This is a genomic window from Streptococcus sp. sy018 (assembly GCF_007859185.1).
GTDB lineage: Bacteria > Bacillota > Bacilli > Lactobacillales > Streptococcaceae > Streptococcus.
This window is the reverse complement of sequence record NZ_VOHN01000003.1, coordinates 71,568-95,916: the sequence shown is the minus strand read 5'-3', so window position 1 is coordinate 95,916 and position 24,349 is coordinate 71,568. Positions and strand designations below refer to the sequence as shown.

General features: G+C 36.3%; 26 protein-coding genes. 2 read left to right on the top strand and 24 right to left on the bottom strand.

The genetic code is table 11. The features are described 5' to 3' along the window. Positions 1-2: 2 nt before the first annotated feature. The 13 genes from FRX52_RS03820 to FRX52_RS03760 form a co-directional block, all read right to left on the bottom strand. Positions 3-710 carry a 2-C-methyl-D-erythritol 4-phosphate cytidylyltransferase gene (locus tag FRX52_RS03820; protein WP_146538553.1) on the bottom strand — a complete coding sequence of 236 codons (708 nt, stop codon included), beginning with the start codon at positions 708-710 and terminating at the stop codon, positions 3-5. Positions 711-769: 59 nt separating this feature from the next. Beyond that, entirely contained in the window at positions 770-1,771 is a 1,002-nt protein-coding gene (locus FRX52_RS03815; RefSeq protein ID WP_146538552.1) for a glycosyltransferase family 2 protein, read from the bottom strand. Positions 1,772-1,819: 48 nt separating this feature from the next. Beyond that, positions 1,820-2,632, bottom strand: a complete 813-nt coding sequence (locus FRX52_RS03810) for a phosphorylcholine transferase LicD (RefSeq protein WP_186603337.1) — start codon at positions 2,630-2,632, stop codon at positions 1,820-1,822. A gap of 15 nt (positions 2,633-2,647) precedes the next feature. Continuing rightward, positions 2,648-3,739: a glycosyltransferase gene (locus FRX52_RS03805; protein WP_186603336.1), complete on the bottom strand. Its 1,092-nt coding sequence runs from the start codon at positions 3,737-3,739 to the stop codon at positions 2,648-2,650. A 390-nt stretch (positions 3,740-4,129) separates the two neighbouring features. After that, positions 4,130-5,311 carry a hypothetical protein gene (locus tag FRX52_RS03800; protein WP_146538550.1) on the bottom strand — a complete coding sequence of 394 codons (1,182 nt, stop codon included), beginning with the start codon at positions 5,309-5,311 and terminating at the stop codon, positions 4,130-4,132. Positions 5,312-5,320: 9 nt separating this feature from the next. Beyond that, positions 5,321-6,112, bottom strand: coding sequence for a DUF4422 domain-containing protein (locus tag FRX52_RS03795; protein ID WP_146538549.1), 792 nt, complete (start codon positions 6,110-6,112; stop codon positions 5,321-5,323). Between the two features lie 4 nt (positions 6,113-6,116). Further along, positions 6,117-7,229, bottom strand: a complete 1,113-nt coding sequence (glf, locus tag FRX52_RS03790; protein WP_146538548.1) for a UDP-galactopyranose mutase — start codon at positions 7,227-7,229, stop codon at positions 6,117-6,119. Between the two features lie 10 nt (positions 7,230-7,239). Next, on the bottom strand, positions 7,240-8,688 hold the full coding sequence (locus tag FRX52_RS03785; RefSeq protein ID WP_146538547.1) for an oligosaccharide flippase family protein: 1,449 nt from the start codon (positions 8,686-8,688) through the stop codon (positions 7,240-7,242). 29 nt (positions 8,689-8,717) lie between these two features. Further along, a complete protein-coding gene (locus FRX52_RS03780) occupies positions 8,718-9,356 on the bottom strand; it encodes a sugar transferase (RefSeq protein WP_146496256.1) in 639 nt (212 codons plus the stop codon). 23 nt (positions 9,357-9,379) lie between these two features. After that, a complete protein-coding gene (locus FRX52_RS03775) occupies positions 9,380-10,138 on the bottom strand; it encodes a tyrosine-protein kinase (protein WP_146496253.1) in 759 nt (252 codons plus the stop codon). 13 nt (positions 10,139-10,151) lie between these two features. Next, entirely contained in the window at positions 10,152-10,844 is a 693-nt protein-coding gene (locus tag FRX52_RS03770; protein WP_146538546.1) for a Wzz/FepE/Etk N-terminal domain-containing protein, read from the bottom strand. An 8-nt stretch (positions 10,845-10,852) separates the two neighbouring features. Beyond that, positions 10,853-11,584, bottom strand: coding sequence for a capsular polysaccharide biosynthesis protein Cps4B (gene cps4B, locus FRX52_RS03765; protein WP_146496249.1), 732 nt, complete (start codon positions 11,582-11,584; stop codon positions 10,853-10,855). Beyond that, positions 11,585-13,042, bottom strand: a complete 1,458-nt coding sequence (locus FRX52_RS03760; RefSeq protein WP_146538545.1) for an LCP family protein — start codon at positions 13,040-13,042, stop codon at positions 11,585-11,587. Between the two features lie 102 nt (positions 13,043-13,144). Here FRX52_RS03760 and FRX52_RS03755 point away from each other — a divergent pair, with 102 nt between their 5' ends. Beyond that, positions 13,145-14,053: a LysR family transcriptional regulator gene (locus FRX52_RS03755; RefSeq protein WP_146538544.1), complete on the top strand. Its 909-nt coding sequence runs from the start codon at positions 13,145-13,147 to the stop codon at positions 14,051-14,053. A gap of 45 nt (positions 14,054-14,098) precedes the next feature. On the opposite strand, the gene rpmH is transcribed toward FRX52_RS03755, so the two are convergent. From rpmH to FRX52_RS03700, 11 genes are all read right to left on the bottom strand, one after another. Continuing rightward, a complete protein-coding gene (gene rpmH, locus FRX52_RS03750) occupies positions 14,099-14,233 on the bottom strand; it encodes a 50S ribosomal protein L34 (protein ID WP_000831903.1) in 135 nt (44 codons plus the stop codon). Positions 14,234-14,325: 92 nt separating this feature from the next. Further along, positions 14,326-14,709: a DUF3021 family protein gene (locus tag FRX52_RS03745; RefSeq protein ID WP_146496243.1), complete on the bottom strand. Its 384-nt coding sequence runs from the start codon at positions 14,707-14,709 to the stop codon at positions 14,326-14,328. Next, positions 14,706-15,155: a LytTR family DNA-binding domain-containing protein gene (locus FRX52_RS03740; RefSeq protein ID WP_146538543.1), complete on the bottom strand. Its 450-nt coding sequence runs from the start codon at positions 15,153-15,155 to the stop codon at positions 14,706-14,708. Before FRX52_RS03740 ends, FRX52_RS03745 begins: the two co-directional genes overlap by 4 nt. Positions 15,156-15,294: 139 nt before the next feature. After that, entirely contained in the window at positions 15,295-16,257 is a 963-nt protein-coding gene (gene jag, locus FRX52_RS03735) for an RNA-binding cell elongation regulator Jag/EloR (protein WP_146538542.1), read from the bottom strand. Between the two features lie 10 nt (positions 16,258-16,267). After that, positions 16,268-17,083: a YidC/Oxa1 family membrane protein insertase gene (locus FRX52_RS03730; RefSeq protein ID WP_146538541.1), complete on the bottom strand. Its 816-nt coding sequence runs from the start codon at positions 17,081-17,083 to the stop codon at positions 16,268-16,270. Continuing rightward, on the bottom strand, positions 17,061-17,426 hold the full coding sequence (gene rnpA / locus FRX52_RS03725) for a ribonuclease P protein component (protein ID WP_146538540.1): 366 nt from the start codon (positions 17,424-17,426) through the stop codon (positions 17,061-17,063). Before rnpA ends, FRX52_RS03730 begins: the two co-directional genes overlap by 23 nt. 153 nt (positions 17,427-17,579) lie before the next feature. Further along, positions 17,580-18,326, bottom strand: coding sequence for a 16S rRNA (uracil(1498)-N(3))-methyltransferase (locus FRX52_RS03720; RefSeq protein WP_146538539.1), 747 nt, complete (start codon positions 18,324-18,326; stop codon positions 17,580-17,582). Then, complete coding sequence (gene prmA / locus FRX52_RS03715; RefSeq protein ID WP_146538538.1) at positions 18,326-19,264, bottom strand: 50S ribosomal protein L11 methyltransferase; 939 nt, start codon at positions 19,262-19,264, stop codon at positions 18,326-18,328. Before prmA ends, FRX52_RS03720 begins: the two co-directional genes overlap by 1 nt. Before the next feature lie 160 nt (positions 19,265-19,424). Further along, a complete protein-coding gene (locus FRX52_RS03710) occupies positions 19,425-22,160 on the bottom strand; it encodes an ATP-dependent RecD-like DNA helicase (RefSeq protein WP_146538537.1) in 2,736 nt (911 codons plus the stop codon). 39 nt (positions 22,161-22,199) lie between these two features. Then, positions 22,200-22,637: a DUF3013 family protein gene (locus FRX52_RS03705; protein ID WP_146538536.1), complete on the bottom strand. Its 438-nt coding sequence runs from the start codon at positions 22,635-22,637 to the stop codon at positions 22,200-22,202. Positions 22,638-22,639: 2 nt separating this feature from the next. Beyond that, a complete protein-coding gene (locus FRX52_RS03700) occupies positions 22,640-22,975 on the bottom strand; it encodes a MazG nucleotide pyrophosphohydrolase domain-containing protein (protein ID WP_146538535.1) in 336 nt (111 codons plus the stop codon). A gap of 65 nt (positions 22,976-23,040) precedes the next feature. Here FRX52_RS03700 and FRX52_RS03695 point away from each other — a divergent pair, with 65 nt between their 5' ends. Further along, positions 23,041-24,333: a replication-associated recombination protein A gene (locus FRX52_RS03695; protein WP_146538534.1), complete on the top strand. Its 1,293-nt coding sequence runs from the start codon at positions 23,041-23,043 to the stop codon at positions 24,331-24,333. Positions 24,334-24,349: the final 16 nt, after the last annotated feature.

The window sequence follows — 24,349 nt, the reverse complement described above, 5'->3', positions numbered from 1 at the left end:
AGTTAATTTTCCTCAATCATACTTCTAGCGATTTTCAAATCTGTAACTGTGGTGATTTTTATATTAGCATAATCACCCTTGGCTAAGGCTACTTGTTTGTCATTGATGACAAAAATTTTACAAGCATCTGTTAAAATTTGCTTGTCTTCTTCAGAAAGGTTTTGATACAAGTCTAGGAAATCAACCAGTTTAAAACTTTGTGGCGTTTGCCCTTGATAGAGGTATTGTCGTTCTGGAATTTCTGAAATCACTTGGCCATCTCGACTTTGCACAATTGTATCAGTCGCTTCTACTACCGTATCTACAGCATCACTTATCTGTGCCAATCGAATATTTTCTTGAATAGTCTTTAGACTAACAAATGGACGAACTGAATCATGCGTAATGATAATATCTTGAGCCGTGATTGGATAGTGATGATCAATACATTCAATAATATGTTTAATCGTTGTATTACGATCTGCTCCACCTGCTGTTACTAGGATTCTTTCCTTATAAGCGGCCAAATACTTATCAATTAAATCTTCTGTATAAGTTAACCAATCTGGATGCGTACCCACAACCACTACATCAATCTCAGGTACCAAGATAAATTTTTCTAGTGTATGTACCAAGATAGGACGATTTCCCAATTCTAAGAATTGCTTAGGCATATCTTGAAGGCCCATCCTTGTTCCTTTACCACCTGCTAAAATTCCTGCATAAATCATCTTTTATCCTTTCAAAGCCATTAGTGGCAGACATAATTTCATTTACCAAATGAGTCACATTATGCCCAATTTTTAATTCCATTTTTGTATATAATAGACAACAACCACAAACCAAGATAATTGGTTTGACGTGCCATACGAACAATTTTACCAAACTTACCCTCTGAAACGATAACTTGATACATTTCTGGAGAAAGTTGTTTGATCAACTGATCATACGCCTTAAAACGAGAAATCGTATCAGCAGATATAGGGGATAGTAAAATTGTTTTCAATGCTGATAAATAATACGACGATACACGTTTTAAAAGATACGGATAGTTGTCATGTTCCTTATATTTAGCAATATAACTTGTCAATTCTCGGCAAATATCCAACGTCATTTGAGCATTTTTTATACGAGATTCCTTACTAACACTTTGACCATCACGACCTAAACGATAACAATAAATCGGAAAATCAAAATATTGAATCGTTTTCACAAATGGAATAGGAACCGTACAAAAAATCTGATCTGTATAAAACAGTTTTTCTGGTAATTTCAAACCAGATTCTCTAAGAACACTTGTTTTATAGCACATCGCCCACATTCCTAGAATTGGCGGATTCATAAGCTCACTAAGCTGTTGCTCTTTTGCTATCGGTAATTGTGAACTATAATCCTGAAGCTCCATCTCAGCCATGCTAGGACCTTTAAGAAAAGGTGTCACTACCAAATCCGTCTCAATATTCTTTAATTGTTCAACCAATTGATCCAAAGATTCTGTTTTAACCCAATCATCACCATCAAGTAATTTAAAATAACGACCTGTCGCATGCTCCAAACTATAATTAACAGTTGTCCCATAACCGCCATTTTCTTTATGAACAGGAATAACACTATTAGGATAACGTTTTTGGTAGTCTTGGGCAATAGCTAATGTATCATCTTGTCCGCCATCATCCACCACAAAAATTTCTAAATCATCAATAAATTTTGAGGCAACTAAGCTATCCAAGGTTTCACGTATATAGTCGGCGACATTATAAGCTGCTATTGATATGGTTAAAACTTTATTCATGGATTCTCCTTTATCCGTATCGTTATTTTATAACTAATATTAAACTCATCAATCATCTAATAACCAGGCTTTAGACAAATGAACTTTCCGTTTATCTTCTGGGGGTAGTTGCATATAATCCTTATAGAGATTTGTTAAATAGGTTTTCCAAGCTTTAGGAGCTTTGAATTGTCCACCCTCAAACGTTACCAAAACACTTTCACTATAATCTGATTTGACTAATGATTCTGATGGTCCGTATAATCCCCAGGAAACAACACCAACATTTTCTGAAGTTTCATATGGGTATTTTTGGGCCAGTTCATCTAATTTTCTTCCAAAATATTTTGAGCCAATTAAACGTAATATGGGACCCAAAATCGATTTGACTACCATTTTTAAAAATGATTGACCTGTACCAAAGGCTGATAGAGACACCATAAGTAATTGCTGATATCTTTTAATCTTTCGATAATGATGATTTAATTCATTTGAATCTGATGGTAAACCATCAACTGGTAAAATATCAATCCACAAATGATCCGACCCATCATTATTAACAAAAGAATTCTCAATCTTTGTCTTAGTGTTTAATAGCTTAGCAAATGGATAATCCAACTGACCTTGTTCATAAGAAGACACAACAAGATGAGAGCCAATAGGCTCTCGTTGACTTAAAGCTAGAAAACGATTGTAATCTGGTCTTGGCATAGAAATATCAATATCATCATCCCAAGGAATAAATCCTGAATGACGAATGGCACCGAGCATCGTCCCCCCACATAGACGGTATTCTAACTGATGACGGTCACAAAAAGACACAAAATCTTTTAATATTTGATAAATTTGCTCTTGCGTTTCACGAGTAGTCAATTCTTTCATTATCTTCATTTTCCTTTATGACAAATAGCGATGATAAAGATTACTTAACCTTTCCGCATTTTGTCGAATATCATATTTTTCATCTAAGACAGGTGGAGTAGCTGTTCGATGATAAACTTGGTCGATGGCTGTTAACCAAGCTTGTTTATCATTCAAATCCAAATGAACAATACTTGGTGAGATGTCTGCTTCTTCTGGCACACCGCTTGAACAAATACTATATAAACCTGCCGCTTGTGCTTCTAACACAGAAATGCCAACTCCTTCATATAAAGAAGGAAATACAAACAAATCAAAGGCTTGCAGTAATCTTGGAATGTCATTGCGTTCACCTAAAAAGTGGACAAATTCTGATACTTGCAAGGTAGCAGCTAAGTTCAACAGACTTTCCTTATCTTCTCCTTCACCAACAAGAACCAAATGATACGATTTATCCAACGATTTTTGACGCAAATCTGACAAAAGTTGAATCAAAAACAATTGATTTTTTTGAGGAGTTAAGCGTCCCGTATGACCTAGGATAACATCCGATTCTGAAAAACCTAGTTCTGTTCTCACTTCACGTCTGACACTAGAATCAAATTGATACAAATTATAATCAATAGCGTTATAAACAAGATCATAAGGTGCTTTACCAAATAAATAATCACCTGCAATTTTTGAACAAGCAATACGATGGGTCAGCCATTTTTTCCCAATATAAAGCAACGGAACATTTCTAATCGCATGACTCAATTTGTCAGCTGCTTTATTTTGATGACTATGTAAAATTCTTACTGGAATACGATAGCGTTTGGCAATTCCTAAATACAAAAACGCCGCATTAGCCATATTACAGTGAACAACATCATAGTTTTTCGCTTGCAAGATTGACTCATACATTTCTTTAATCTGAGAAACGTTTCGTGGACTAAAGCGTGGAAGTTGATAAACCTGTCCACCATATTTTTCAACTTCTTTAACATAATCATGAGCTGTTAATTCATGTGTCATAATATCAATCTGAAAGACTTCGTGATTCATAAAACGAAGAGTATTCATAACAAAACTTTCAATCCCACCTGCATAATTAAAGGTTGGAACAATCATCAAGACATTTTTTCTCATGATATTTATCTCTTTCATTGTAAAATCGTCTTATCTTTGTTTTCTAAAAGAAATTTTTAAGATAACAGTTTTGATAACTTGCAAGTTTACCTTCATAAAAAATATAGTGTATCATTTTAACAACTCATCTTATCTTTTTGTTTGTGAATTTTAACACTATTAAAAACTTATCTTGACCACATGTTTGTAAAACCATATCATCCCAAGGAATAATACTTTGATAAAAATAAGCATTAATCAAAAAATCACCTTTTGCTAATAGTCTATATTATTAATTGATTCTTACAAAATTCATCAAACTCTTTTAACATCTGATAATAAATTCGATTGATTTCGTCTTTTTTCTCTCAAAACAGATGAATCTTCACGCCAAATTGGATTCACTATTGGCTATGTATCAATAACTCCTCTATTATAATCATGTAAATCTTTCTTTATTGTCCATTTAGTTTTTAATATATCAAAATTAGCAAAAACTAAAATCGAAAAGATATTATAAACAGGTTCTTGCCAGTGGTGAGCAACCATACTATTAACACCAATCATCGTAAAAACCGCTAAAAAAAGATAATCTTTTTTTCTTGAACGATTTAAGATGAAAAAAACCATCAATAAAACATAGCACATTAAAAATATCAAACCATAAAGTAATAAAATCTTCAAATAAGAACTATCAACAAAGTTATAATTTCTAGAAGTTCTTAAGGTACCACCATTACCAATAAATACAATATTTTGGCCAAACAACTTGATACCATAGGTACGTAAAGCTGCTTGTCCCAAGATTAAACGACCAGAAAGTAAACGATTGATTGTATAATAAAATGTATCACCATAACGATAATTAATTGTTAACCAGTAAGAAACTATCGGATACACAATCATTAGTACCCAAGATGTCAATCGTAACCATTGATTAATCCACACTTTTTGATGCCATACCAAGAAGTATAATATGGACAAAACCATTATGGTAGCAGCGTCTAAACGAGCATCTGAGAAACGATAAACCAACCATGCAAGAAAGAGACCTAGAGCTGTTAACCAATAAACATGTTTATATCGACCATATAGATAAATAATTACCGTATAGAGAAAAAAGATATGTGCTGCAAAATCTGTGGGATAAATAATCCCAAACGAATTTCGTACAATTCCAGAACGTGGACGAATGTATCTTAAATTTTCAATAATACCTACTTGAGAGGCTAAAAAGGCAATAATTATTAGACCACCGACAATCACTAAATAAATTTTCATGATTTTGCTAACATCTACTTTATAAGCACCTGCTAGCAAAATAGCTGATTCTAAAACCGTAAATTGTCCTGTTTGTCGCCAAATAACCACTCCTAAAATTGTAAAAAATCCTATCGTTGATAAATAAGTCAAGCTCAATTGACCTTTAACAAAAATACTAACAACCGCAAAAAAGAGACTAACCATTACAATATCTGAAGTAATGCCAGGAATACTAAACATTGTTGTTTTTAACATTGAAACAATTAGATAAGGAATCAATGCCATAAAATAAATAAATTCATGTAATTGTATTTTTAACTTATTATCCATAGTCTCCTCTTAGAAACTTTGTCCATATTTTTTACCTAGAAATTTGGCTTGCAAAAATGATTTCCCTTTATGAATCAGATTGACTTTTTCCATATACATAAACGGTACTTCTTTAATAACCAAAGTTTCTTTTGCCAACCAAACGTTAAACAAGCGTTCACTCACACGACCAAACAAACGTGCATCAAAGGCAGAATAGCCTGTAATATCCAAACGTGCATACAACTCGTCAATGATTGGGAACAACCACTCGCAATAGCGATTGACCAACTCTTTTGACATGATAAACATGTTAAACATATAGCCACTACGTTGTTTCATGACACGGTCAAAAGTAGCAAGATCTGCAGGGAACAACTCCTTCAAAATCTCTCTTGTCACATCTAAGTGCTCTGCTTCGTGCGTGTGTGCATAATGTGAATACAAGGTTTCGATATAATAACGTCGTTTCTTTGGTAAAATGACATCTGCTTGACGTAATAGATTTTCAATATCTGCTTGTGACAAAATGACATCATCAATTTGAATGGATTCTTGGTAGGCTTGGCTTTTTTTTGTCAAATAACGACGATAATGAGCCAAACCTAGATAGTCACAATCCATATTTTTCCATGCCCAATAAAGTCCTGTCAACTCACAATAATAGGGATTTAGGTGTGAAATGTGCTGCCCTGTGTCATCACCTGTATAACCCAAATCTTCCTTACCTTGATGACCAACATGTACTGGAACGTAGAGATTTTGATCAGCAGGCATTTGAAAACGTTTGTGAGTAGCGACAATAATCTTTATGTTTTTCAACTCTCTAATCCTTTAATTCAGAACGCACACATTGAAGAGCTGCCGCAATAACTTGGTGCATATCGTAATAACGATAATGACCTAAGCGTCCACCAAAGATGACATTTTCTTGTTTTGCTGCCAAGTCTTTGTAGGCTTTGTAAAGGTGGTTGTTGCGATCATTATTAACAGGGTAGTATGGCTCGTCACCTTTTGCCCATGTTTTTGAATGCTCTTTAGTAATAATCGTTTTTGGTTGTGTACCAAATTCAAAATGCTTGTGCTCAATGATACGCGTGTAAGGTGTTTCACTATCAGTATAGTTTACCACAGCATTTCCTTGATAGTTTTCCATATCAAGTGTTTCTGTTTCAAAATGCAAACTACGGTATTCCAACTCACCCAACTCGTAGTCAAAGAACTCATCAATCATCCCTGTAAAGACAATTTTTGGATAATCTGCAAGGTATTGCTCTTTGTTGGCAAAGAAGTCGACGTTCACTTCAACATCAATGTTCTCATGAGCCAACATTTTTTCAACAATTTGTGTGTAACCACCGATTGGGATCCCTTGGTAAGTATCGTTAAAGTAATTGTTGTCATAAGTCAAACGAACTGGCAAACGACGGATGATAAAGGCTGGCAATTCAGTACAAGCCTTGCCCCATTGTTTTTCAGTATAGTCTTTGATTAACTTTTCATAAATATCCGTACCAACCAAAGAAATAGCTTGTTCTTCCAAGTTTTCTGGTGTTTTACCACCAAGAACTGAACGTTGCTCATCAATCTTAGCTTGCGCTTCTTCTGGTGTTACTACACCCCATAATTTATTAAAGGTATTCATATTGAAAGGAAGATTGTAAATTTCTCCCTTGTAGTTAGCAATTGGTGTGTTTGTGTAGCGATTAAATTCAGCAAATTGATTAACATAATCCCACAACTCTTTATCTGATGTGTGAAAGATATGTGCCCCATATTGATGAACTTGAATGCCTTCTTCTTCACGCGTGTAAATATTTCCTGCAATGTGATCGCGTTTTTCAATCACTTTTACTTTTTTACCCTTCAAAGCTGCCTCATGAGCAAAAACTGCTCCAAAGAGACCCGCTCCAACAACTAAATAATCGTATTGTGACATAATAACTCCTCTATTTATACTTTTTAACTAGCGAAGTGACCAACTCCGTGATAAATTTTTCTTTTGTTAATAACAAAACTATACTATAAGAACTAAAGAATAACAGGGCTGTGATAACTAATGTCAAAAAGACACCAGATAACAACGGTTTTACCAATAGTGTCACGACACTTGCAATCACAACACTACCAAGTGCCTTTGTCAATGAACTCTGTTTTAACAAGGTCGGTATGAGTTCTCTCAATAGATAAACCTGAACTAAGACAACAACAAATTCCGCCGCACTACTTGAAAAAGCAGTACCACTTGCATCGAACAAGGGAATGAGAAATAAATTTAGAATTAAATCAACCACGGCTCCTGCAATCGTTGAATAAACCACTAAAATTTCTCGATTGGTTGGTACCAAGACCTGAAATCCCATAACATTTGAAAAACCAATAAACACAATGCTGGGTATAATGAGTTGCAAAGGAAGAACTGAAGGTAAAAAACCATCACCAGATAAAAATAAAATGCTTTCTTTAGCTAATAAGATAAAATAAACAGCTAGTGGCAAAGAGGCCACAAAAACAAAATTAATCGCTTTTTGTAATAATCGCTGAAATTCTTCATGTCGTCCATTTTCAATATAATTAGACAAGCGTGGCATTAGTACAGCTCCTAGAGAGGTTACTACACCAACTAAAATTTGCTTTAATCTTACTGCAGCAGAATAATAGCCAACAGCCTCATTGCCAGCCATAAAACCTAATAAAGTTGTGTCAACGCTCTGATAAATAATTGCAGATACTGACAACAAAAAAAAGGTTAGGCTCGGTCGAATGTGGGGACGTAAATCTAATTTTTCACTTGGTTTTAAATTGATAATGCGACGTAAGTTTAGAAAGTTCAATAGGTTTGAACCCACCGACGCCAACACACTAATAGCTCCATATAAAACATAGTCATCTGTTGTTTTAACCAATAACAGCAACAAAACTAAGGCCAAAAACTTAAAGATAATGGAACGAATTGTAATATAAGTGTATCGTTCAAGAGCACGATATAGCCAATCGACCCCTAAAACATTAAAAATGAGTGTGCTCGATAAAATAAGATACAAGGTTTTTTCTTGAGCAAAGCGATCAATAGAAAAAATGCTAATCAATAGAAAAAAGATAGCAACAAGCATGACTAAAAAGTTTAATAGCATGACTTCTTGTACGGTTTTTTCTAATTTTTTTTGGTCATCTCTTACCTTTGCACAGGCTCGGATGGCATAGGTTGGAATACCAAGCATACCAACCATAGAAAAATAAGAAATAATCGAGCTGGCAAACGTTACTGTCCCAACACCACTTGCTCCTAAAACACGTGAAGCATAAGGAAACGTGATAAGTGGGAAAATAAAATTAGAAATCGTCAAAATAAAATTCATAATGAAATTTACACGGACAGATTGGAATGTTTTTGCCATATTTACCTCATACTCTTATTCTATTAGTATCAATGAGCTCCTTGACCTATTAAGACTTTTTTAATCGTCAACAATAAAATCTTAACATCCAACATAAATGAAACATTTCTAACATAATAAAGCTCTAACTCACAACGCTCAGGATACAAAACATCACTACGTCCTGACACTTGCCACCAACCAGTAGCTCCTGGTTTAACAGATAACAAAACAAGTTGCTCTTCTTTAGAATATTCACTTAATTCATCACTTAAAATTGGGCGAGGGCCGATAAAACTCATATCACCTTTTAAAATATTCACAAATTGAGGAATTTCATCGATGCTAGTTTTACGGATAAATCCACCAATAGATGTTAAACGAGGATCCTCCTCAGGTGGTAATTTATAACTATTAGCAATATATTTCTGATAAAGTGCCTTGTCAGCTTTCAATAACTCTTCAGCATTTGTCACCATAGAACGAAACTTGATAATTTTAAATAATTTGCCATTTTTACCGAATCGGTCTTGTGTGAAAAAGATGCTGCCTTCATATTTTTTATATTTATAAATGGCAAAAATGACAAGGAAACTAGGAAAAAGAAGAAAAATAATCCCCAATAAACCAATTATAATATCAAAAAATCGTTTAACAACATTGATATAAATTGTTTGTGAACGAGTCATTTTTCTTCTCTCCTAACTTACTACTATTTTTGCTTCTTTTCTTTTCTTTTACGTTTTTTCTTAGATTCTTGAGCTTTCTTACCGTACTCACCGTAGCGACCGTAGCCACCATAGCCACCATAGCCACCATAGCCACCGTAAGCATCTAAGGTCGGATCTACTTTATTCAAGATAATACCCAAGAATTGTGCACCACTTTGCTCCATTTGCTCTTTCGCTTTTTGAACAAATTTACGCTTGATACTTCCTGCTTCTGTAACAACAATGCTCGCATCACATTGTTTGGCAATAATTGCCGCATCAATAACCAATCCAATCGGCGGTGAGTCAATGATAATATAATCATATAAATCACGTACCGTTTCCAACATCATCGTAAAATTACTATTTTGTAATAGACTGGTTGGATTAGGTGGTACCTGACCTGACGGAATAACCATCAGATTTTCCACATTAGTATCGCAAATGGCATCTGACAATTGACTATTGCCAGACAAATAGCTCGACAACCCTGTGATACGAACGTTAGCTTTGAACGTTCCACTCATAACAGAGTTACGAGTATCCGCATCAATCAACAAAGTCTTGAATCCTGCTCGTGCAAAAGAAATTGCTAAGTTAGTTGAGGTTGTTGATTTTCCTTCATTTGGTTGGACGGAACTAACAACAATTGTTTTCAACTGTGCACCACTAAATTGAATATTAGTACGAATTGAATTATAATACTCCTCTGCTTTCTTAGCTAGCAGAGCTTTTTTTCTAACTAATTCTAACTGTGACATAAAATCCTCTCTTTTACAATTTATCCGTATCTGGCACAACACCTAATAGTGTCATTCCAAGAACTTCTTCAATATCTTCTGGACGTTTCACGCGATCATCAAAGGCTTCACCTAAGAGAATCCCAACAACTGCTAGAATAGCTCCTACTAAAGCGCCAAGAATGATATTACGTTTTGTCTTTGGTGAAGATGGCTTATCAGATGGCTCTGCAACCTCCAATGTTGTAACATCTTCGACACGCGTCACAGACTTAATTTTTTCTGCTGATAATTCACGAATTGAATTAGCTAATTTACTTGCTTCTTGAGGATTTTTATCCTCTACTGAAATCGAAATGACACGAGTTGATGCAGGAATAGAGACACGAGTCTTTTTCAACAATTCACTAACATCCATAGCCAAACCATTCTCAGCAATTACTGCTGATAAGACGTCATTTGACGTGATGATTTCTTTATAGTCATTAACCAAATAATCACCCGCTTGTAAATCTTGTGTCGTAATATTGTTTGTATTAGAGTTTTGGTTAACTACATAAATACGGGTTGTTGAGGTGTATTCTGGAGTGATTAGGAAAAGACTAACCAACAATCCTAGTGTAGCGCCGATGGTTGCAATCAAGGTAATTAGAAACTTACTACCCCATAGTTTTCTCAATAAATAAAGAAAATCAATTTCTAAATGCTTAGAGCTTTGTGTATCCATTTTATCTCCTATATAAAATCATTTTCTAATAATATTTTTTGGTTATTTTCAAATAAATCTTTGGCTCGTTTCGAACCGAAATCTTTAGCAATTATCTCTCTAGCCTGTTTCATGTATGGCTTACGTTCAGCTAAATTATGCATATCGCTCGCAACACAATGAACCAGGTTTTCTTCTAAAAAGAATCTCGCTCGTTTTTTAAATAGTTTGGCTTTATCACCAAATAACTTTGGTTTCAAGACATGACTTGAGTTAACCTGTGTATAGCACCCCATATCAATCAGCTCTTTCACACGTTTTTTATCATACTCTAAAGCATTATAACGCTCGATATGAGCAATAATTGGAGTAATCCCTAACAGCAGAACTTTCGTCGCTGCCTTATGAATCTCTTTCCAAGGTGTTGCCATGCTAAACTCAATCAAGGCAAATCGTGTGTTTGCCATTGTTGGAATGGTCTGGTTTTCTAATCCTTTTTGGACATCACCAGAATAATATAATTCTCCACCATACAACAAGGTTAAATCAGGCAACCGTTCTGACATTTCAACTTGTAATTGTTGAAAGTTGGCCAAAATTTTATCTTCTGGTGTTTCAAACATGCCTTTACGACGATGAGATGTCGCTACAATTGTTCGAACGCCTTGCTGGTAACTTTCTGTAACCAAAGCAATGCTTTCTGCTAATGTTTTTGGACCATCGTCAACATCAAAAATAATATGAGAATGAATATCAATCATTTAGCGACCTTCCATAACATCTGTAATTGCTTGCTTAACAGTAGCCAGACTATTCTCGTCAATAGACATCATATACAAACTAGCATTTGGCATAGCGTATGATGGCAATTGACCCGTTGAACCTGTGCCTGTTAAAGCTTGTGAGATAACTTCATAATTTGTCCCTGATTCTAGCTGACCATTAGCAATCGTCATCATAGTTGACAAAGGCATATCAGTCTGAATTGAACCACTTAAACCATTGATAATAGCAGAGAAATTTGAAATTGAGTTAATTGAAGCCAATTTACCAATAACTGCTGCAATGACCTTTTCTTGATTTTTACCACGGTCGTTATCACCATTAGCCAATGAATAACGCTCTCTGACAAATGCCAAGGCTTGTTCAGAGTTTAGGGTCACATTTCCCACTGGGAAAGTGTATTTGCTATTTGTCCAACTGGTAAATTCTTGGTCGTTATAAACTTCAATACCACCAACCTGATCAATGAGGGTTAAGAAAGAAGTAAAGTTGATTCTCGCATAATAATCTAAATTGATACCATATAGATTTTCCAGAGTCTTCATTGATGTTTCCACACCGTATAATCCCGCATGAGTCAGCTTATCGTACTGATTATTGCCACCGTCAGGAATCTGAACATAAGAGTCACGAGGTGTGGTGGTTAACAAGACCTTTTTCGTCTTTTGATTGACCGTCATAATGATATTGACATCTGAACGAGAAACAGATGAAATCGGACCGTAAGTGTCGATACCACTGATATAGACGTTAAAAACATCTGCGTCAACTGCTTCATTCGTTTGGGCAGTTGTTGTCACTTCTTTTTTAATCTTATAGGTGTAAATCGTTTTGAGCTTGTTGGTATAGTCTGATTCTAATAAGCTAGCATAAGCACTGTTTAGAACCATTGCCTGACTTGACCCAGCCAACAAGTTGTCATAAGCAACCGAGTAAGACTCGACATCTTGCACTTGCAAAGTGTGATTTTTTTCTGCTTGTACCTGATTGATGACATTTTCAATATTGGTTCTGTCACGACCAAGTGGCGCTTGAACTTCCGTTACTTGAGAAATTGCTGAAATATTACTATCTTTGGGAACAACCACACTCATTTCCATTTCAGAGAATGAGGCTGTTTCGTTTAATTTACCTGTAACATCAATAGCCGACTTGAAAAAAAAGAGTGTTACAACACCAATGAAGACAAATAGTGCTAGCAAAACAGCTGTCAGACGAGGCGCTTTCCTTAATAATACAAATAGCAAGCCAACAACAAAGACTAAGACTAAAACACCTGTATAGATATTGTTAACCTGGCTAAAGTTTAAAAATTGATAGGAATACATGGTAAAAACCACAAGGATTGAAATAAGTGTATAAAGTAGCAACAAAGCTAAATTAACGACACTCAAACTGGTCTGCTTCTTACGTCTCTTTCTACTTCTCTTTGCCATATCGTTCCTTTGTCTTAATTATTTCTTAAATTATCACTTCATTTTATCATAGAATAGATTTTTTTTCAATTTTTATCTTTTATTTTGTGCTAAAATAGGACTATGCGTATCCAACAACTTCATTATATTATCAAAATTGTTGAAACCGGCAGTATCAATGAAGCTGCCAAGCAACTCTTTATTACCCAGCCCAGTCTTTCTCATGCCGTTCGTGAACTCGAACAAGAAATGGGGATTGAGATTTTTATTCGCCATTCAAAAGGGATTACCCTAACCAGAGACGGCGTTGAATTTCTATCCTATGCTAGACAGGTCGTTGAGCAGACATCTCTTTTGGAAGAACGTTATAAAAATCAAACGCCCAATCGTGAACTGTTTAGCGTTTCTTCTCAGCACTACTCCTTTGTAGTCAATGCCTTTGTGGCTTTGTTAAAAGGAATCGACATGAGCCAGTATGAACTGTTTTTGCGTGAAACACGGACTTGGGAAATTATTGATGACGTGAAAAATTTTCGCTCAGAAATCGGTGTACTCTTTCTTAACAACTATAACCGTGATGTGCTAACTAAGATGTTTGAAGACAATCAACTGACCTATGCCAGTCTTTTCAAAGCCCATCCTCATATCTTTGTCAGCAAGGACAACCCTTTATCACAACGTGAGCGAGTCAGCCTTGATGAACTAGCTGACTTTCCCTACCTAAGTTATGATCAGGGCTTTCACAATTCCTTTTATTTTTCAGAGGAAATTCTCTCTCAAATGTCACATAAAAAGTCCATCGTGGTCAGTGACCGCGCCACCCTCTTTAATCTCATGGTCGGCCTAAACGGCTACACCTTGGCGACGGGTATCATCAATAGCCAGCTTAATGACCATAACATCGCATCCATCCCTTTAGATATTGACGACGAAATCGAAATCGTTTACCTGAAACATCAAAAGGCCAATCTTTCGAAAATGGGCGAAAAATTCCTAACCTATCTGATGAAAGAAGTCCCCAAAGAACAATAAAAAAGAAGAACCAGCAGACTCGAGTTACTGCTGGTTCTTTTTATCTTATGCAGATAATACTTTACGTCCTTTACGACGACGGCTTGCTAGTACGCGACGACCGTTTTTAGTTGACATGCGGTGACGGAAACCGTGTTTACGTTGACGACGAATTTTACTTGGTTGATAAGTACGTTTCACGATAGGAACCTCCTCATAGATTTTCGTATTAGTTTAGCCGGCTATTTTTGATCAGATACTAAACATACTCTATCATTCTATATTAGATAACCTTACTTGTCAAGGTTTTTCTTCAAATGCTGGTTAATCTTTTTTGAAACAGCTATATCGTAACTAAATGAAACTAGCCATATAACAACATAAATAAACACAAAACTAGGGACAATAGATAAAATGTTTGTCATATCTAACCATTGATTTGACAAAAGCATTACAACCACAAGTAGAAATATACTACAAAAATGCAAGACCAATCGACTCACAAAGTTAATACTCTCCAAATCTAAAATCAAAGCTGCCACTCCCATCAAGCCACCAAACCCTAGCACACTAATAAGTTGATAAGCTGTCGGCACAAAACCAATGGCGACAATATAGCATAAAAAGATAATTGCTTCAATGCCTACTCCAATGATAAATGATTTTAATAATTTCATATCCCTAAAATCCTTTCTAGATCTTTTACGTAACGGCGACTAACACTAGTTTTCAAACCACCTGTCAAATGGGCTAACAGATTACCTGAAAAACTAGCCTCTAAACTTTTGAGATGATTGATATTGATAATGGTCTGACGAGAAACTTGTACAAAATCTGTCGTAGATAGTTTTTCCTTGAAGCGGTACAACCGTTCTCGAAAAACCAAGGTTTGATGCTCAGTTTTGATAAGCAAATCATCGCCAGATACTTCAACCAAAACTACATCAGCTACTGCAAGCATGACTATCCTATCGGCTGTTTTTATGGGAATCATCGTGGCTGTTCCATGACTAAAATCATCCAGATAAGAAACCAAGGCAGCAACTTCTTGATCGTAGGCTTGCTTACTGATTGTGACACTTAATTCATTTTGTGTGACGTCTTCCTTAAACTGCCATTTCATGGTGTTCTCCTTTCTCATTTCTTGTCTTTATCATAGCAAATAAAAGACACCTTGTGGGTAAACTTGGGCTAAGTGGCTAATATTAAATCGTCAACGGTTAAATTGTGCAGATAAAAAGAGAGGGAACTCCTCTCTTTTCCTAGTTAATTGGGGTTACAACCACATAACGATTCGGATCGCTACCTTCTGAGTAGCTGGTTACTCCTTCTTGTTTGGAAATGGTCTTATGAACCACCTTACGCTCTTGATTGCTCATCGGATCCATCGTATAGGCCTCACCTGACTCTAAGACACGATTTGCAATCTTCTGAGTAAAATCAACCAAGGTTTCCATGCGATGCTCGACATAATCATGCACATTGATTGATACCACAAATTGACGGTCATAGCGGTCATGTAAAAAGTTTTGAGCCAGTAATTGTAGGGACTTCAAAACCTTACCATGATAACCAATTACACGACCAGCTTCTGAGGTATCAATCTGCAATTTGATACGTCGCCCTTGATGACTGACTGCAATGTCAGCCTCAACATCCATTTCATCAATAATTGTTTGCACATAGTCAACGACCTGTTCAGTTGCTTGAGCCAGTTGCTCATTTGTCGTGTCCACATCAGCCACTTCTTCTTGTGGTTCATCTTCTGTTACTGACTGAGCTACTGGTTCATCTTCAATATTAAAGGACTCTTCTTCAGGCTCTGTTTCTACTACTTGCTCTTCTTGTTCAAAATTTAAGCCTAGAGCTTCTTTCAACAAGGCTTTTGAGAAAATCTTAGATTCTGACAAATCCTCTATTGGAGCTGACTCTACCGGCAATTCGCCACGTTCTTCCAAACGTTTGATAATGCTGGTTACTTTGCGAAGCTCTCTTGTATCACCAAACGTTTGGGAAAGGTCACGTTCTTGATTTTTTGACACATTGGCAGACTGACTTGGACTAATGGACTCTATTTCCACCTGAGCAGGTTTTTTACCAAAACCCAAGAACCCCTTTTTTTCTCGAGAAACCACTTGAATACGAGCCTTCAGACGTGACAAGTTTAATTCTTTCAAGCCCTTTTCAATTGCTTCTTCAACAGTTTTTCCTGTGAATAAAACCATACTTGTCTCCTTATTTTTTACGCTTTTGTGCTTTCTTTTGTGCACGGCGAATTTTGGACGCTTTTTCTTTTTCTTCTTGGGCCAAACGTTCACGCTCAGCAATCACCTTGAAAGGATTGTTCAAGAGTAAAATTTGGAAAACTTGATAGGCATTTGACACCACCCAGTACAAGACAACTCCACTTGCCAAGCTAAAACTAATCAATAGAATCATGATTGGCATCATGTAAGTCATTGCTGTCATGACACCGTTCTTTTCTACTGCAGCCTTACTCATCAGCCAAGACGATAAAAAAGTAAAGATGGCTGCTAGAGCAGGTAGGATAAAATAGGGATCTGGTTGGGCAATCTCTGCCCAAAAAAATGTTCCTGATTTGAGAAAATCTACACGAGTCAGTGCTTGGTAAAGGGCCAACAACACTGGCATCTGAACCAGTAGTGGTAACAGACTAGCGTACGGATTGACGCCGTACTCCTTATATAGAGCTTGACTGGCTTCTGCCAAACGCAGACGACTGTCTGTGTCACGACCAGAATATTTTACCTGTAACGCACGCAGTTGCGGTTGAAGTTCTTGCATTTTCTGACTCGAACGCATCTGCATATTGAACAAGGGCAGAAGAATCGTTCTAATCAGCAAGGTAAATAGCACAATCCCCAACCAAACTTGGCCACCAAAACCCAGTCCTTTGATGGCTTGGGCAAAGAGATAAACCAAACTATCCCACAAGCCCTTTGACTGACTGGTTACAGGTTCTTGACCACATGCTGATAGGAATAAAAGTGCTCCTAAAATCCATGTGCTAAACATTAGTTTTTTCTTCATGATTATTCCCTTCCTGGTAAAGTCCTGCTAATTTTAACACATGACGCAGGTTTTGTTTGAAGTCTTGATGATTAAGTTCCTCCGCTCCTTTTCGAGCAATGACGACAAAATCATAGGCCAGTAGATAAGGAGAAAACTCTTGTAATAAGTGGCGAAATTGTCGTTTAATGCCATTACGAACAACAGCATTACCTAGCTTCTTGCTAACTGATAAACCAACTCGAAAGTGAGCTTGATCTTTGACCAAAAAATAGACAACAAACTTACGATTGGCCACACTTTTTCCCTGATCAAAAATCAAACTAAAGTCTTTTTCTGTTTTTACCCGATAACTTTTTCTCAAAACGCTATTCCACCTATCTAACTTACCTTTTATTATACCATAAGTGATTAAAATTCCCAAAACCTTATCAAATCAAGCCACTAAAACCACTCATGGTAAAGCTGTATTTTTTATCATATTTGTTAGAAAAGGCATGTTATTTTCTACTGCCTGTTAAGTGTTTAGCTCTAAGGCATAGCTAAGGGCACTAAGGGCATATAGGGGAGCTGTTTCTGCACGCATAATTCTAGGACCCAAGCCCACTGCACAAGCTCCAAGAGTGGTCAGTCGTTCAAATTCATCTGGCGATATGCCCCCTTCTGGCCCAAAAATAAAGAGCAATTTCTGACCAGACGTGACTCGTTCTAGACCCTTGACCAAATTCGATTTTTCACCCGCCTTGGCACTCTCTTCATAAGCCAAAAAAATCTGATCAAACTGGGATAATTGAGCTAAAAATTCCTGCTTGTCTGCAAAAAGTTCAACATGAGGTATGCGATTTCGCTTGCTTTGTTGAGCTGCTCCTTGAGCAATCTTCGTTAATTTCTCAACTTTTTTGTTTAATTTTTTCTTGTCCCAACGCACAACCGACCAGTCTGCCGGAAAGGCCCAAATCTGACTAGCTCCTAATTCCGTCGCCTTTTGCGTGATAAAGTCTAACTTATCTCCCTTGGGAAATCCTACGGCAATCGTCACCTCAACTGGTAGCTCAACATGATCAGGCAATTCTTCTACAATCAAAAAAGTTTGACTAGCTGGATCCACTACCTTTGCCAAACGTTTGATTCCATCTTCAAATACCAAAATGACTTGAGCATCCGTTTGCAAACGCATGACCGTAAACATGTGTTTAATGGTATCCTTATCTGTTATTATCACGTTTTGCCCAGTCGGTACTCCCTTTACAAAGTATTCTTGCATTAGCCACCAATCACTCCTGAAACGTTCTCTGTTTTTTTGAAAATGCAGGCATTCCACTCACCTTGAATCATGTGAGTTTCTAAAAAGAAACCCGCTTCTTCAGCCTTGGTCTTAACCAAGTCCCACTTGTCTGAAATAATCCCTGACATAATCAAGTAACCTTCTGGCTTGAGCAAGCGATAAGCGTCGTCTGTCAAATTTACCAAAATATCGGCTAGGATATTGGCAACAATGACGTCAGCTTCTTGCTCCACACCACGTAACAAATCGCCTGCTGCTACCTTGATATTAGCCACGGTCTGATTAAGGGCAATGTTTTCTTGTGCCACGCGCACGGCCACATCGTCCAAATCATAGGCATATATTTCCTTAGCACCCAGTAAGGAACTGGCAATAGACAAAACTCCGCTCCCTGTCCCAACATCAAGAACGGTCTCACCACCACGCAAAACATGCGACAAGGCATATAAACTCATCTTAGTGGTCGGGTGTGTTCCCGTCCCAAATGCCATGCCTGGATCTAGGCGGATAACTTTTTCATTAGCACTTGCCCGATACTCCGTCCAAGATGGCACAATGGTCAAATCATGGGTAATCCGAGCCGGTTCATAGTACTTCTTCCAATTATCAGCCCAATCTTCCTCAGCCAATTCTTGCACACGAATGCTCACATCATTCAGCTGTAAGATCGCCAAGCCCTGCTCGATTTGCTGACGCACTTGCATCAACTCCATCGTATCTGGATAGTATCCCGTCACCTTAATCATATCTAACTGCTCTACATCAGGATAAAGCTCACCAAAACGATCTTCCTGTCCAAGATAATCAGCCGAATCACTAATAGCAACCCCCTGACTACCTGTTTCAATCAAGAGATTACTAACCAATTCTTCCTGCTCACGCTCCACCGTGAGTTCAATTTCCTGCCATTTTTCCATTATTTGTCCTTTCAATAGTTCAAATCTAACAAACACGGACCACCATATCGCTAAACACAAGCCTAAATACAGTCACAGTCGTATGATCAAAGACCACTTCCTCAATATCCATATAATCGGAATCCTTACTTCTTGCCAATTACTCACACTCTATAAATTCCTATGAACTTAATTTTTGCTCTATAAAAGACCTGTCTTTGTTATTTTGTTTAATTTGCAAATTCCCAATAATATGTTGACTTGTTTCCGGACTCCAGTATATTTTTAAATAATTTTTAGTTCTTGTGATTGCAGTATAAAATATATTGTGCGTAATTTGTTCGTCAATTTCTTTGTTAATGATTATTTTAACTGAATTGTATTCTAAACCTTGAGCTCTGTGAATCGAAATACAATAAGAAATCTGAAACGGTACAATAGCACCATTATCATCAATATCTTCATCAGTACTTCTATATTTATTAACCCAAAATCTAACAACCGAATTACTTATATCCTGATAGTCATCTACCAACTCTAGCTCATACCCATCAACTTCAACCCCACTCAGTTGTTTATCAATTAATTCTACATCAAATAAAATTGAATCATCACTCTGTATTTCAATTTTTCTTATCACTCCCTTGAGGTTATTGTATAACACACCTTTAAAGCGGGTTGAGTCATTGAAAACAATAGGATCTCCAACTTTATATAACTTAGAATTCCACTCAATACTTGGATTGGGATTAACAGCTTGTAACATTCTGTTTATATTATTAATACCATAGATACCATCATAGTTTAAACTCAATATAATTTCATCTGAATCATCACGTTGAAATAGAGTATTATCTATTTGGTAATTATAATTATATCTTGCTAAATATTCTAGAATATCATCATCTAACTTTCTAAATTTCGACCAAATCTCTAATAGGTTAACATCTGTTGTACGATACGGTTTTTCTAATTCTACAATCGCTTCTGGCTTTATAAAATCTCTAGCAACTGTAAACCAATTTCCAAACTGAATTGATTCAATCTGGTAAATATCTCCAACTAACACAACAAACCTAGCTTTTATTTTATCAAAAAGTTGATTAATATCATCATTACTAACCGTGCTACACTCATCGACAAATAAGATATCACATTCAGTATCTACAAACATAGTACTAGCTATTGTACCAAACTCACAATTCGCTGCTGTAATACGGCGTCTAAGATTTTCAACGGCTGTATGAGTGATCGCAAGAAATAACTTTTTAGAAGAATTGAATAATTGAGCAATATGGTTCAAAAAGTATGTCTTTCCTGTTCCTGCAGCACCATATATCAAAGATACCGCAGAATGTTCAAATAATGTTACTAATTTTTCTTTTTTAAATTCATCATCTATATTATGATTTTCCTTGTCTAGCCAAGCTCGGACAAATTGACTATGATTCCGATTGTTCCTTACAGAAAAATCTTGTAGTTTTTTGATAACTGCTATCACATTGTTCTCATATCCAGATAAATATGCATGTCCTTTATCCGAGATTATACTTCTATGCCGATGTTCTTTATATAATTTGGAATTATATTCATTTATTAATACATCAGCATTGTCTCCATATATCTCTTTAATTTCTTTAAGTGGGGTATATAAAAGTCCTCTGACTTCAGTATTATTTTTTACTAAGCGAGCTAAAAATTCATGCTCTCGATTAGTAGTATCAATACACTCCAATAAATCGTATAACTTTGGATTATGGTTTCTTAAAGAAGTACAAAAAGGCATTTCATCAAAAGGAATACAAGCCATATGCAACCTAAATTCTGATAAATATCTATTTCCCCCATTGCACTTATTCAAATAATACCTATCGTGATAATACTGATTCTTCAATATTTTATTATTCAGATAAAACAGCAAATACCGAAGAACATTAACACCTGGTAATTGATGGATACTAGCATCACGAACAACGTCAAGAATGTCAAATATTGGCAATACTTGAGCTTTTTTCCTAACAACATCACGTAATCTGTTATAGTCTTGAGCAGATAAATCTATAATATCGATAAAATTCATATTATATAGTTTCAAAACTGCCATTAAGATTTGATATTCCTTATGGGAAGTAGTAATATCTGGACCTTTGAGTTTCAAAATTTTTTTAAATGTATTAAATTCACAAGGTCTAACCGAAACTTCCCAGTTAGCTACGACTAAAATAGGTAACTGTTCTCCATAAATTTCTATATTCTCCTTCTTTAACCATAACTTAGTAGCATAATTGGATAAGATTTCTTTATCAGTATATGCTATAATCCTATCAAATTTACTAGAATCTCCCTGCGTTATTGTATAGGTAACCTCATAATAGATTTTTTGATTAACAAAGAATGGCTTTATCTTCTGAATATAGTAACGTTCGCTAAAAGCATTAGAAGAAGTTGGATTGTCAATTACAGTTACAATTTTAGAATAGTACTCTTCCGATATCGTGTCTTGATAAAGCGGAAATAAATTTAAATTATGCAAAACTTCGAAATCAAAAGTATCTCTCATATAGTTTTTAATTCTCAAAAGATACTCGTAATATTTCAATATCAATCTCTCAGCATTACCTTCATCAAGTGTATAATGTGAAACAGAGAGTTGTAATAATTTATGAAATTTTGCTATAAAACGGTACTCTCCCCTACTCTTAATATAATTCATACCAGCTTCAATACTAGCATATTCCCAGTTCAAATCACACTGTTTATCATAGTTATAAATTTTTATAGATATATGCTCAACAAAATTACGTAACACATTTAAGATATTCTGTGAGAAAAAGCCACGTTGATTGTTAATCAAAATAGATTCAATATTTTTGCAGATATTACAATCGATATCTAAAAGAGGTTTATCAATTTTCATATAATTCCCCTATTCTTCAATTACTGATTAAATTTTATCTCAATACCTCGGATAAGCATAATAGGCTGTTTCAGTCAGTTCTGTCTTGCCTTTTTCAAAGGTTTCCTTGTCCCAAGTCATGACAAAATCTTCCTGCTCATCGTCCACGAGAAAGTCCATAATACCGTCTAAGCCCTCATCTGCCACTTGGTTAAGGTATTGAGCAAAATAGGATAGAAACTCTCGTGAAAAGCCTTTTTTAGGTTCAAATGGCAGAGCCACTAGGTAGTCTTCTGCGTCAAACTTGGTCTTTTCTGGATTGTAAAAAAGAACAAATTCTTCTAAGGCTACCGGTTCTTCCACATCTGCCAACCCTACTTCCAAAATAAAACTCAACTCCACTGCATGATTTTGCTTTTGCCAATCAATCGCATAATCGTAGTGAAAATGCTTATCCATTTCATCTTCCAATACTGATAAAAAACCATACTTTGCCATTGTTATCTCCTTTGTTCCATAAATGTTTCTAGATTAGTTTGATGACCGTATTTGACCGATGCTTGCCTGTCTTTTTCTAAGATTGTCTTGGTCATGTCTAATTGATTAACTGCAGCCAAAGCCAAGGTATAATGTAAAATATCTGCCAACTCTTCTGCCAAACGTTCAGATAAGTCTGTTTCAGCTACTATATCTTTACGACCTGCACGCTGATTGAGTAGTTCTGCCACTTCGCCAATTTCTTCCACCAATTTCATAAAAAGAGCTTGCTCAGGCATTCCTGCTCCATAGCGATGACGCAAATAATCTTCTAAAATCGCAACTGTCACTTGAGTCATCTTCTTTTCCCCACTATCTAAATATAGTATAATAATTATACCATAAAGCATTGGAAAGGATACTTATGATAGACAATCTCGCTCTTCGCATGCGACCCCAAACCATTGATCAGATTATCGGCCAAGAGCATTTGGTTGGCACAGGTAAAATTATCCGTCGAATGGTGGAAGCCAACCGTTTAACCTCTATGATTTTGTATGGGCCACCTGGCATTGGTAAGACGTCGATTGCTAGTGCTATCGCTGGCACAACCAAGTATGCCTTTCGTACCTTTAATGCTACGATTGATAGCAAAAAACGACTACAGGAAATTGCCGAAGAAGCCAAATTTTCAGGTGGTTTAGTGCTTCTACTTGATGAAATCCACCGTTTGGATAAAACCAAGCAAGATTTTCTGCTGCCGCTCCTAGAGCAAGGAATAATGATTATGATTGGGGCAACAACAGAAAATCCTTTCTTCTCTGTCACCCCTGCCATTCGTAGCCGAGTACAGATTTTTGAGCTAGAACCCTTGACCACTGAACAAGTCAAACAAGCTATCCAGCTAGCATTAACTGATAAGGAAAGAGGGTTTCCTTTCCCAGTAAGACTTGATGAGGACGCCTTGGACTTCATCGCCATTTCCACCAATGGTGATTTGCGTTCAGCCTACAATTCACTTGATTTAGCCGCTTTATCTACCCCAGAAGAAAAAGACGGTAGTCGTCATATCACACTAGATATTATCCAAAATAGCCTGCAAAGGTCTTACATCACTATGGATAAAAATGGTGATGGGCATTACGATACCTTATCAGCCCTACAAAAATCAATCCGTGGTTCAGATGTTAATGCTAGCCTTCACTACGCTGCTCGCCTGATTGCAGCAGGAGATTTACCTAGTTTGGCTAGACGATTGACTGTGATTGCTTATGAAGATATTGGACTCGCTAACCCAGAAGCCCAAATTCATACCGTAACTGCCCTTGAGGCCGCTCAAAAGATCGGTTTTCCTGAAGCAAGGATATTGATTGCAAATGTGGTGATTGATTTAGCTTTATCTCCAAAATCCAACTCAGCCTATCTGGCTATGGATCAAGCTCTAGTTGATTTGAAAACGCATGGCAATCTTCCTATTCCTAGACACTTAAGAGATGGGCATTATGCTGGTAGCCAAGAATTAGGCAATGCCCAAAACTATCTTTATCCCCACAACTATCCTGACAAATGGGTTAAACAAGATTACCTACCTGAACAATTGGCTAGGGCAAATTATTTTCAACCCAATCAAACAGGAAAGTATGAACGAGCCTTAGCCATGACCAAAGAACGAATCGACCAACTCTTAAAAAACCATGAAAGCCTTCTCAAAAAATGACTGCTAGGACTTGAAT

Excerpts from the sequence above, each read along its gene's own strand:
- jag (WP_146538542.1), bottom strand. The coding sequence starts at position 16,257 with ATGGTTTTATTCACAGGAAAAACTGTTGAAGAAGCAATTGAAAAGGGC.
- FRX52_RS03700 (WP_146538535.1), bottom strand. The coding sequence starts at position 22,975 with ATGACTCAAGTGACAGTTGCGATTTTAGAAGATTATTTGCGTCATCGC.
- FRX52_RS03720 (WP_146538539.1), bottom strand. The coding sequence starts at position 18,326 with ATGCAAGAATACTTTGTAAAGGGAGTACCGACTGGGCAAAACGTGATA.
- FRX52_RS03695 (WP_146538534.1), top strand. The coding sequence starts at position 23,041 with ATGATAGACAATCTCGCTCTTCGCATGCGACCCCAAACCATTGATCAG.
- FRX52_RS03770 (WP_146538546.1), bottom strand. The coding sequence starts at position 10,844 with ATGGATACACAAAGCTCTAAGCATTTAGAAATTGATTTTCTTTATTTA.
- FRX52_RS03710 (WP_146538537.1), bottom strand. The coding sequence starts at position 22,160 with ATGAAAATTGATAAACCTCTTTTAGATATCGATTGTAATATCTGCAAA.
- prmA (WP_146538538.1), bottom strand. The coding sequence starts at position 19,264 with ATGGAAAAATGGCAGGAAATTGAACTCACGGTGGAGCGTGAGCAGGAA.
- FRX52_RS03705 (WP_146538536.1), bottom strand. The coding sequence starts at position 22,637 with ATGGCAAAGTATGGTTTTTTATCAGTATTGGAAGATGAAATGGATAAG.
- glf (WP_146538548.1), bottom strand. The coding sequence starts at position 7,229 with ATGTCACAATACGATTATTTAGTTGTTGGAGCGGGTCTCTTTGGAGCA.
- FRX52_RS03800 (WP_146538550.1), bottom strand. The coding sequence starts at position 5,311 with ATGGATAATAAGTTAAAAATACAATTACATGAATTTATTTATTTTATG.
- FRX52_RS03785 (WP_146538547.1), bottom strand. The coding sequence starts at position 8,688 with ATGGCAAAAACATTCCAATCTGTCCGTGTAAATTTCATTATGAATTTT.
- FRX52_RS03815 (WP_146538552.1), bottom strand. The coding sequence starts at position 1,771 with ATGAATAAAGTTTTAACCATATCAATAGCAGCTTATAATGTCGCCGAC.
- FRX52_RS03820 (WP_146538553.1), bottom strand. The coding sequence starts at position 710 with ATGATTTATGCAGGAATTTTAGCAGGTGGTAAAGGAACAAGGATGGGC.
- cps4B (WP_146496249.1), bottom strand. The coding sequence starts at position 11,584 with ATGATTGATATTCATTCTCATATTATTTTTGATGTTGACGATGGTCCA.
- FRX52_RS03740 (WP_146538543.1), bottom strand. The coding sequence starts at position 15,155 with ATGAAATGGCAGTTTAAGGAAGACGTCACACAAAATGAATTAAGTGTC.
- FRX52_RS03760 (WP_146538545.1), bottom strand. The coding sequence starts at position 13,042 with ATGGCAAAGAGAAGTAGAAAGAGACGTAAGAAGCAGACCAGTTTGAGT.
- FRX52_RS03780 (WP_146496256.1), bottom strand. The coding sequence starts at position 9,356 with ATGACTCGTTCACAAACAATTTATATCAATGTTGTTAAACGATTTTTT.
- FRX52_RS03775 (WP_146496253.1), bottom strand. The coding sequence starts at position 10,138 with ATGTCACAGTTAGAATTAGTTAGAAAAAAAGCTCTGCTAGCTAAGAAA.
- FRX52_RS03745 (WP_146496243.1), bottom strand. The coding sequence starts at position 14,709 with ATGAAATTATTAAAATCATTTATCATTGGAGTAGGCATTGAAGCAATT.
- FRX52_RS03755 (WP_146538544.1), top strand. The coding sequence starts at position 13,145 with ATGCGTATCCAACAACTTCATTATATTATCAAAATTGTTGAAACCGGC.
- FRX52_RS03810 (WP_186603337.1), bottom strand. The coding sequence starts at position 2,632 with ATGAAAGAATTGACTACTCGTGAAACGCAAGAGCAAATTTATCAAATA.
- FRX52_RS03730 (WP_146538541.1), bottom strand. The coding sequence starts at position 17,083 with ATGAAGAAAAAACTAATGTTTAGCACATGGATTTTAGGAGCACTTTTA.
- FRX52_RS03805 (WP_186603336.1), bottom strand. The coding sequence starts at position 3,739 with ATGAGAAAAAATGTCTTGATGATTGTTCCAACCTTTAATTATGCAGGT.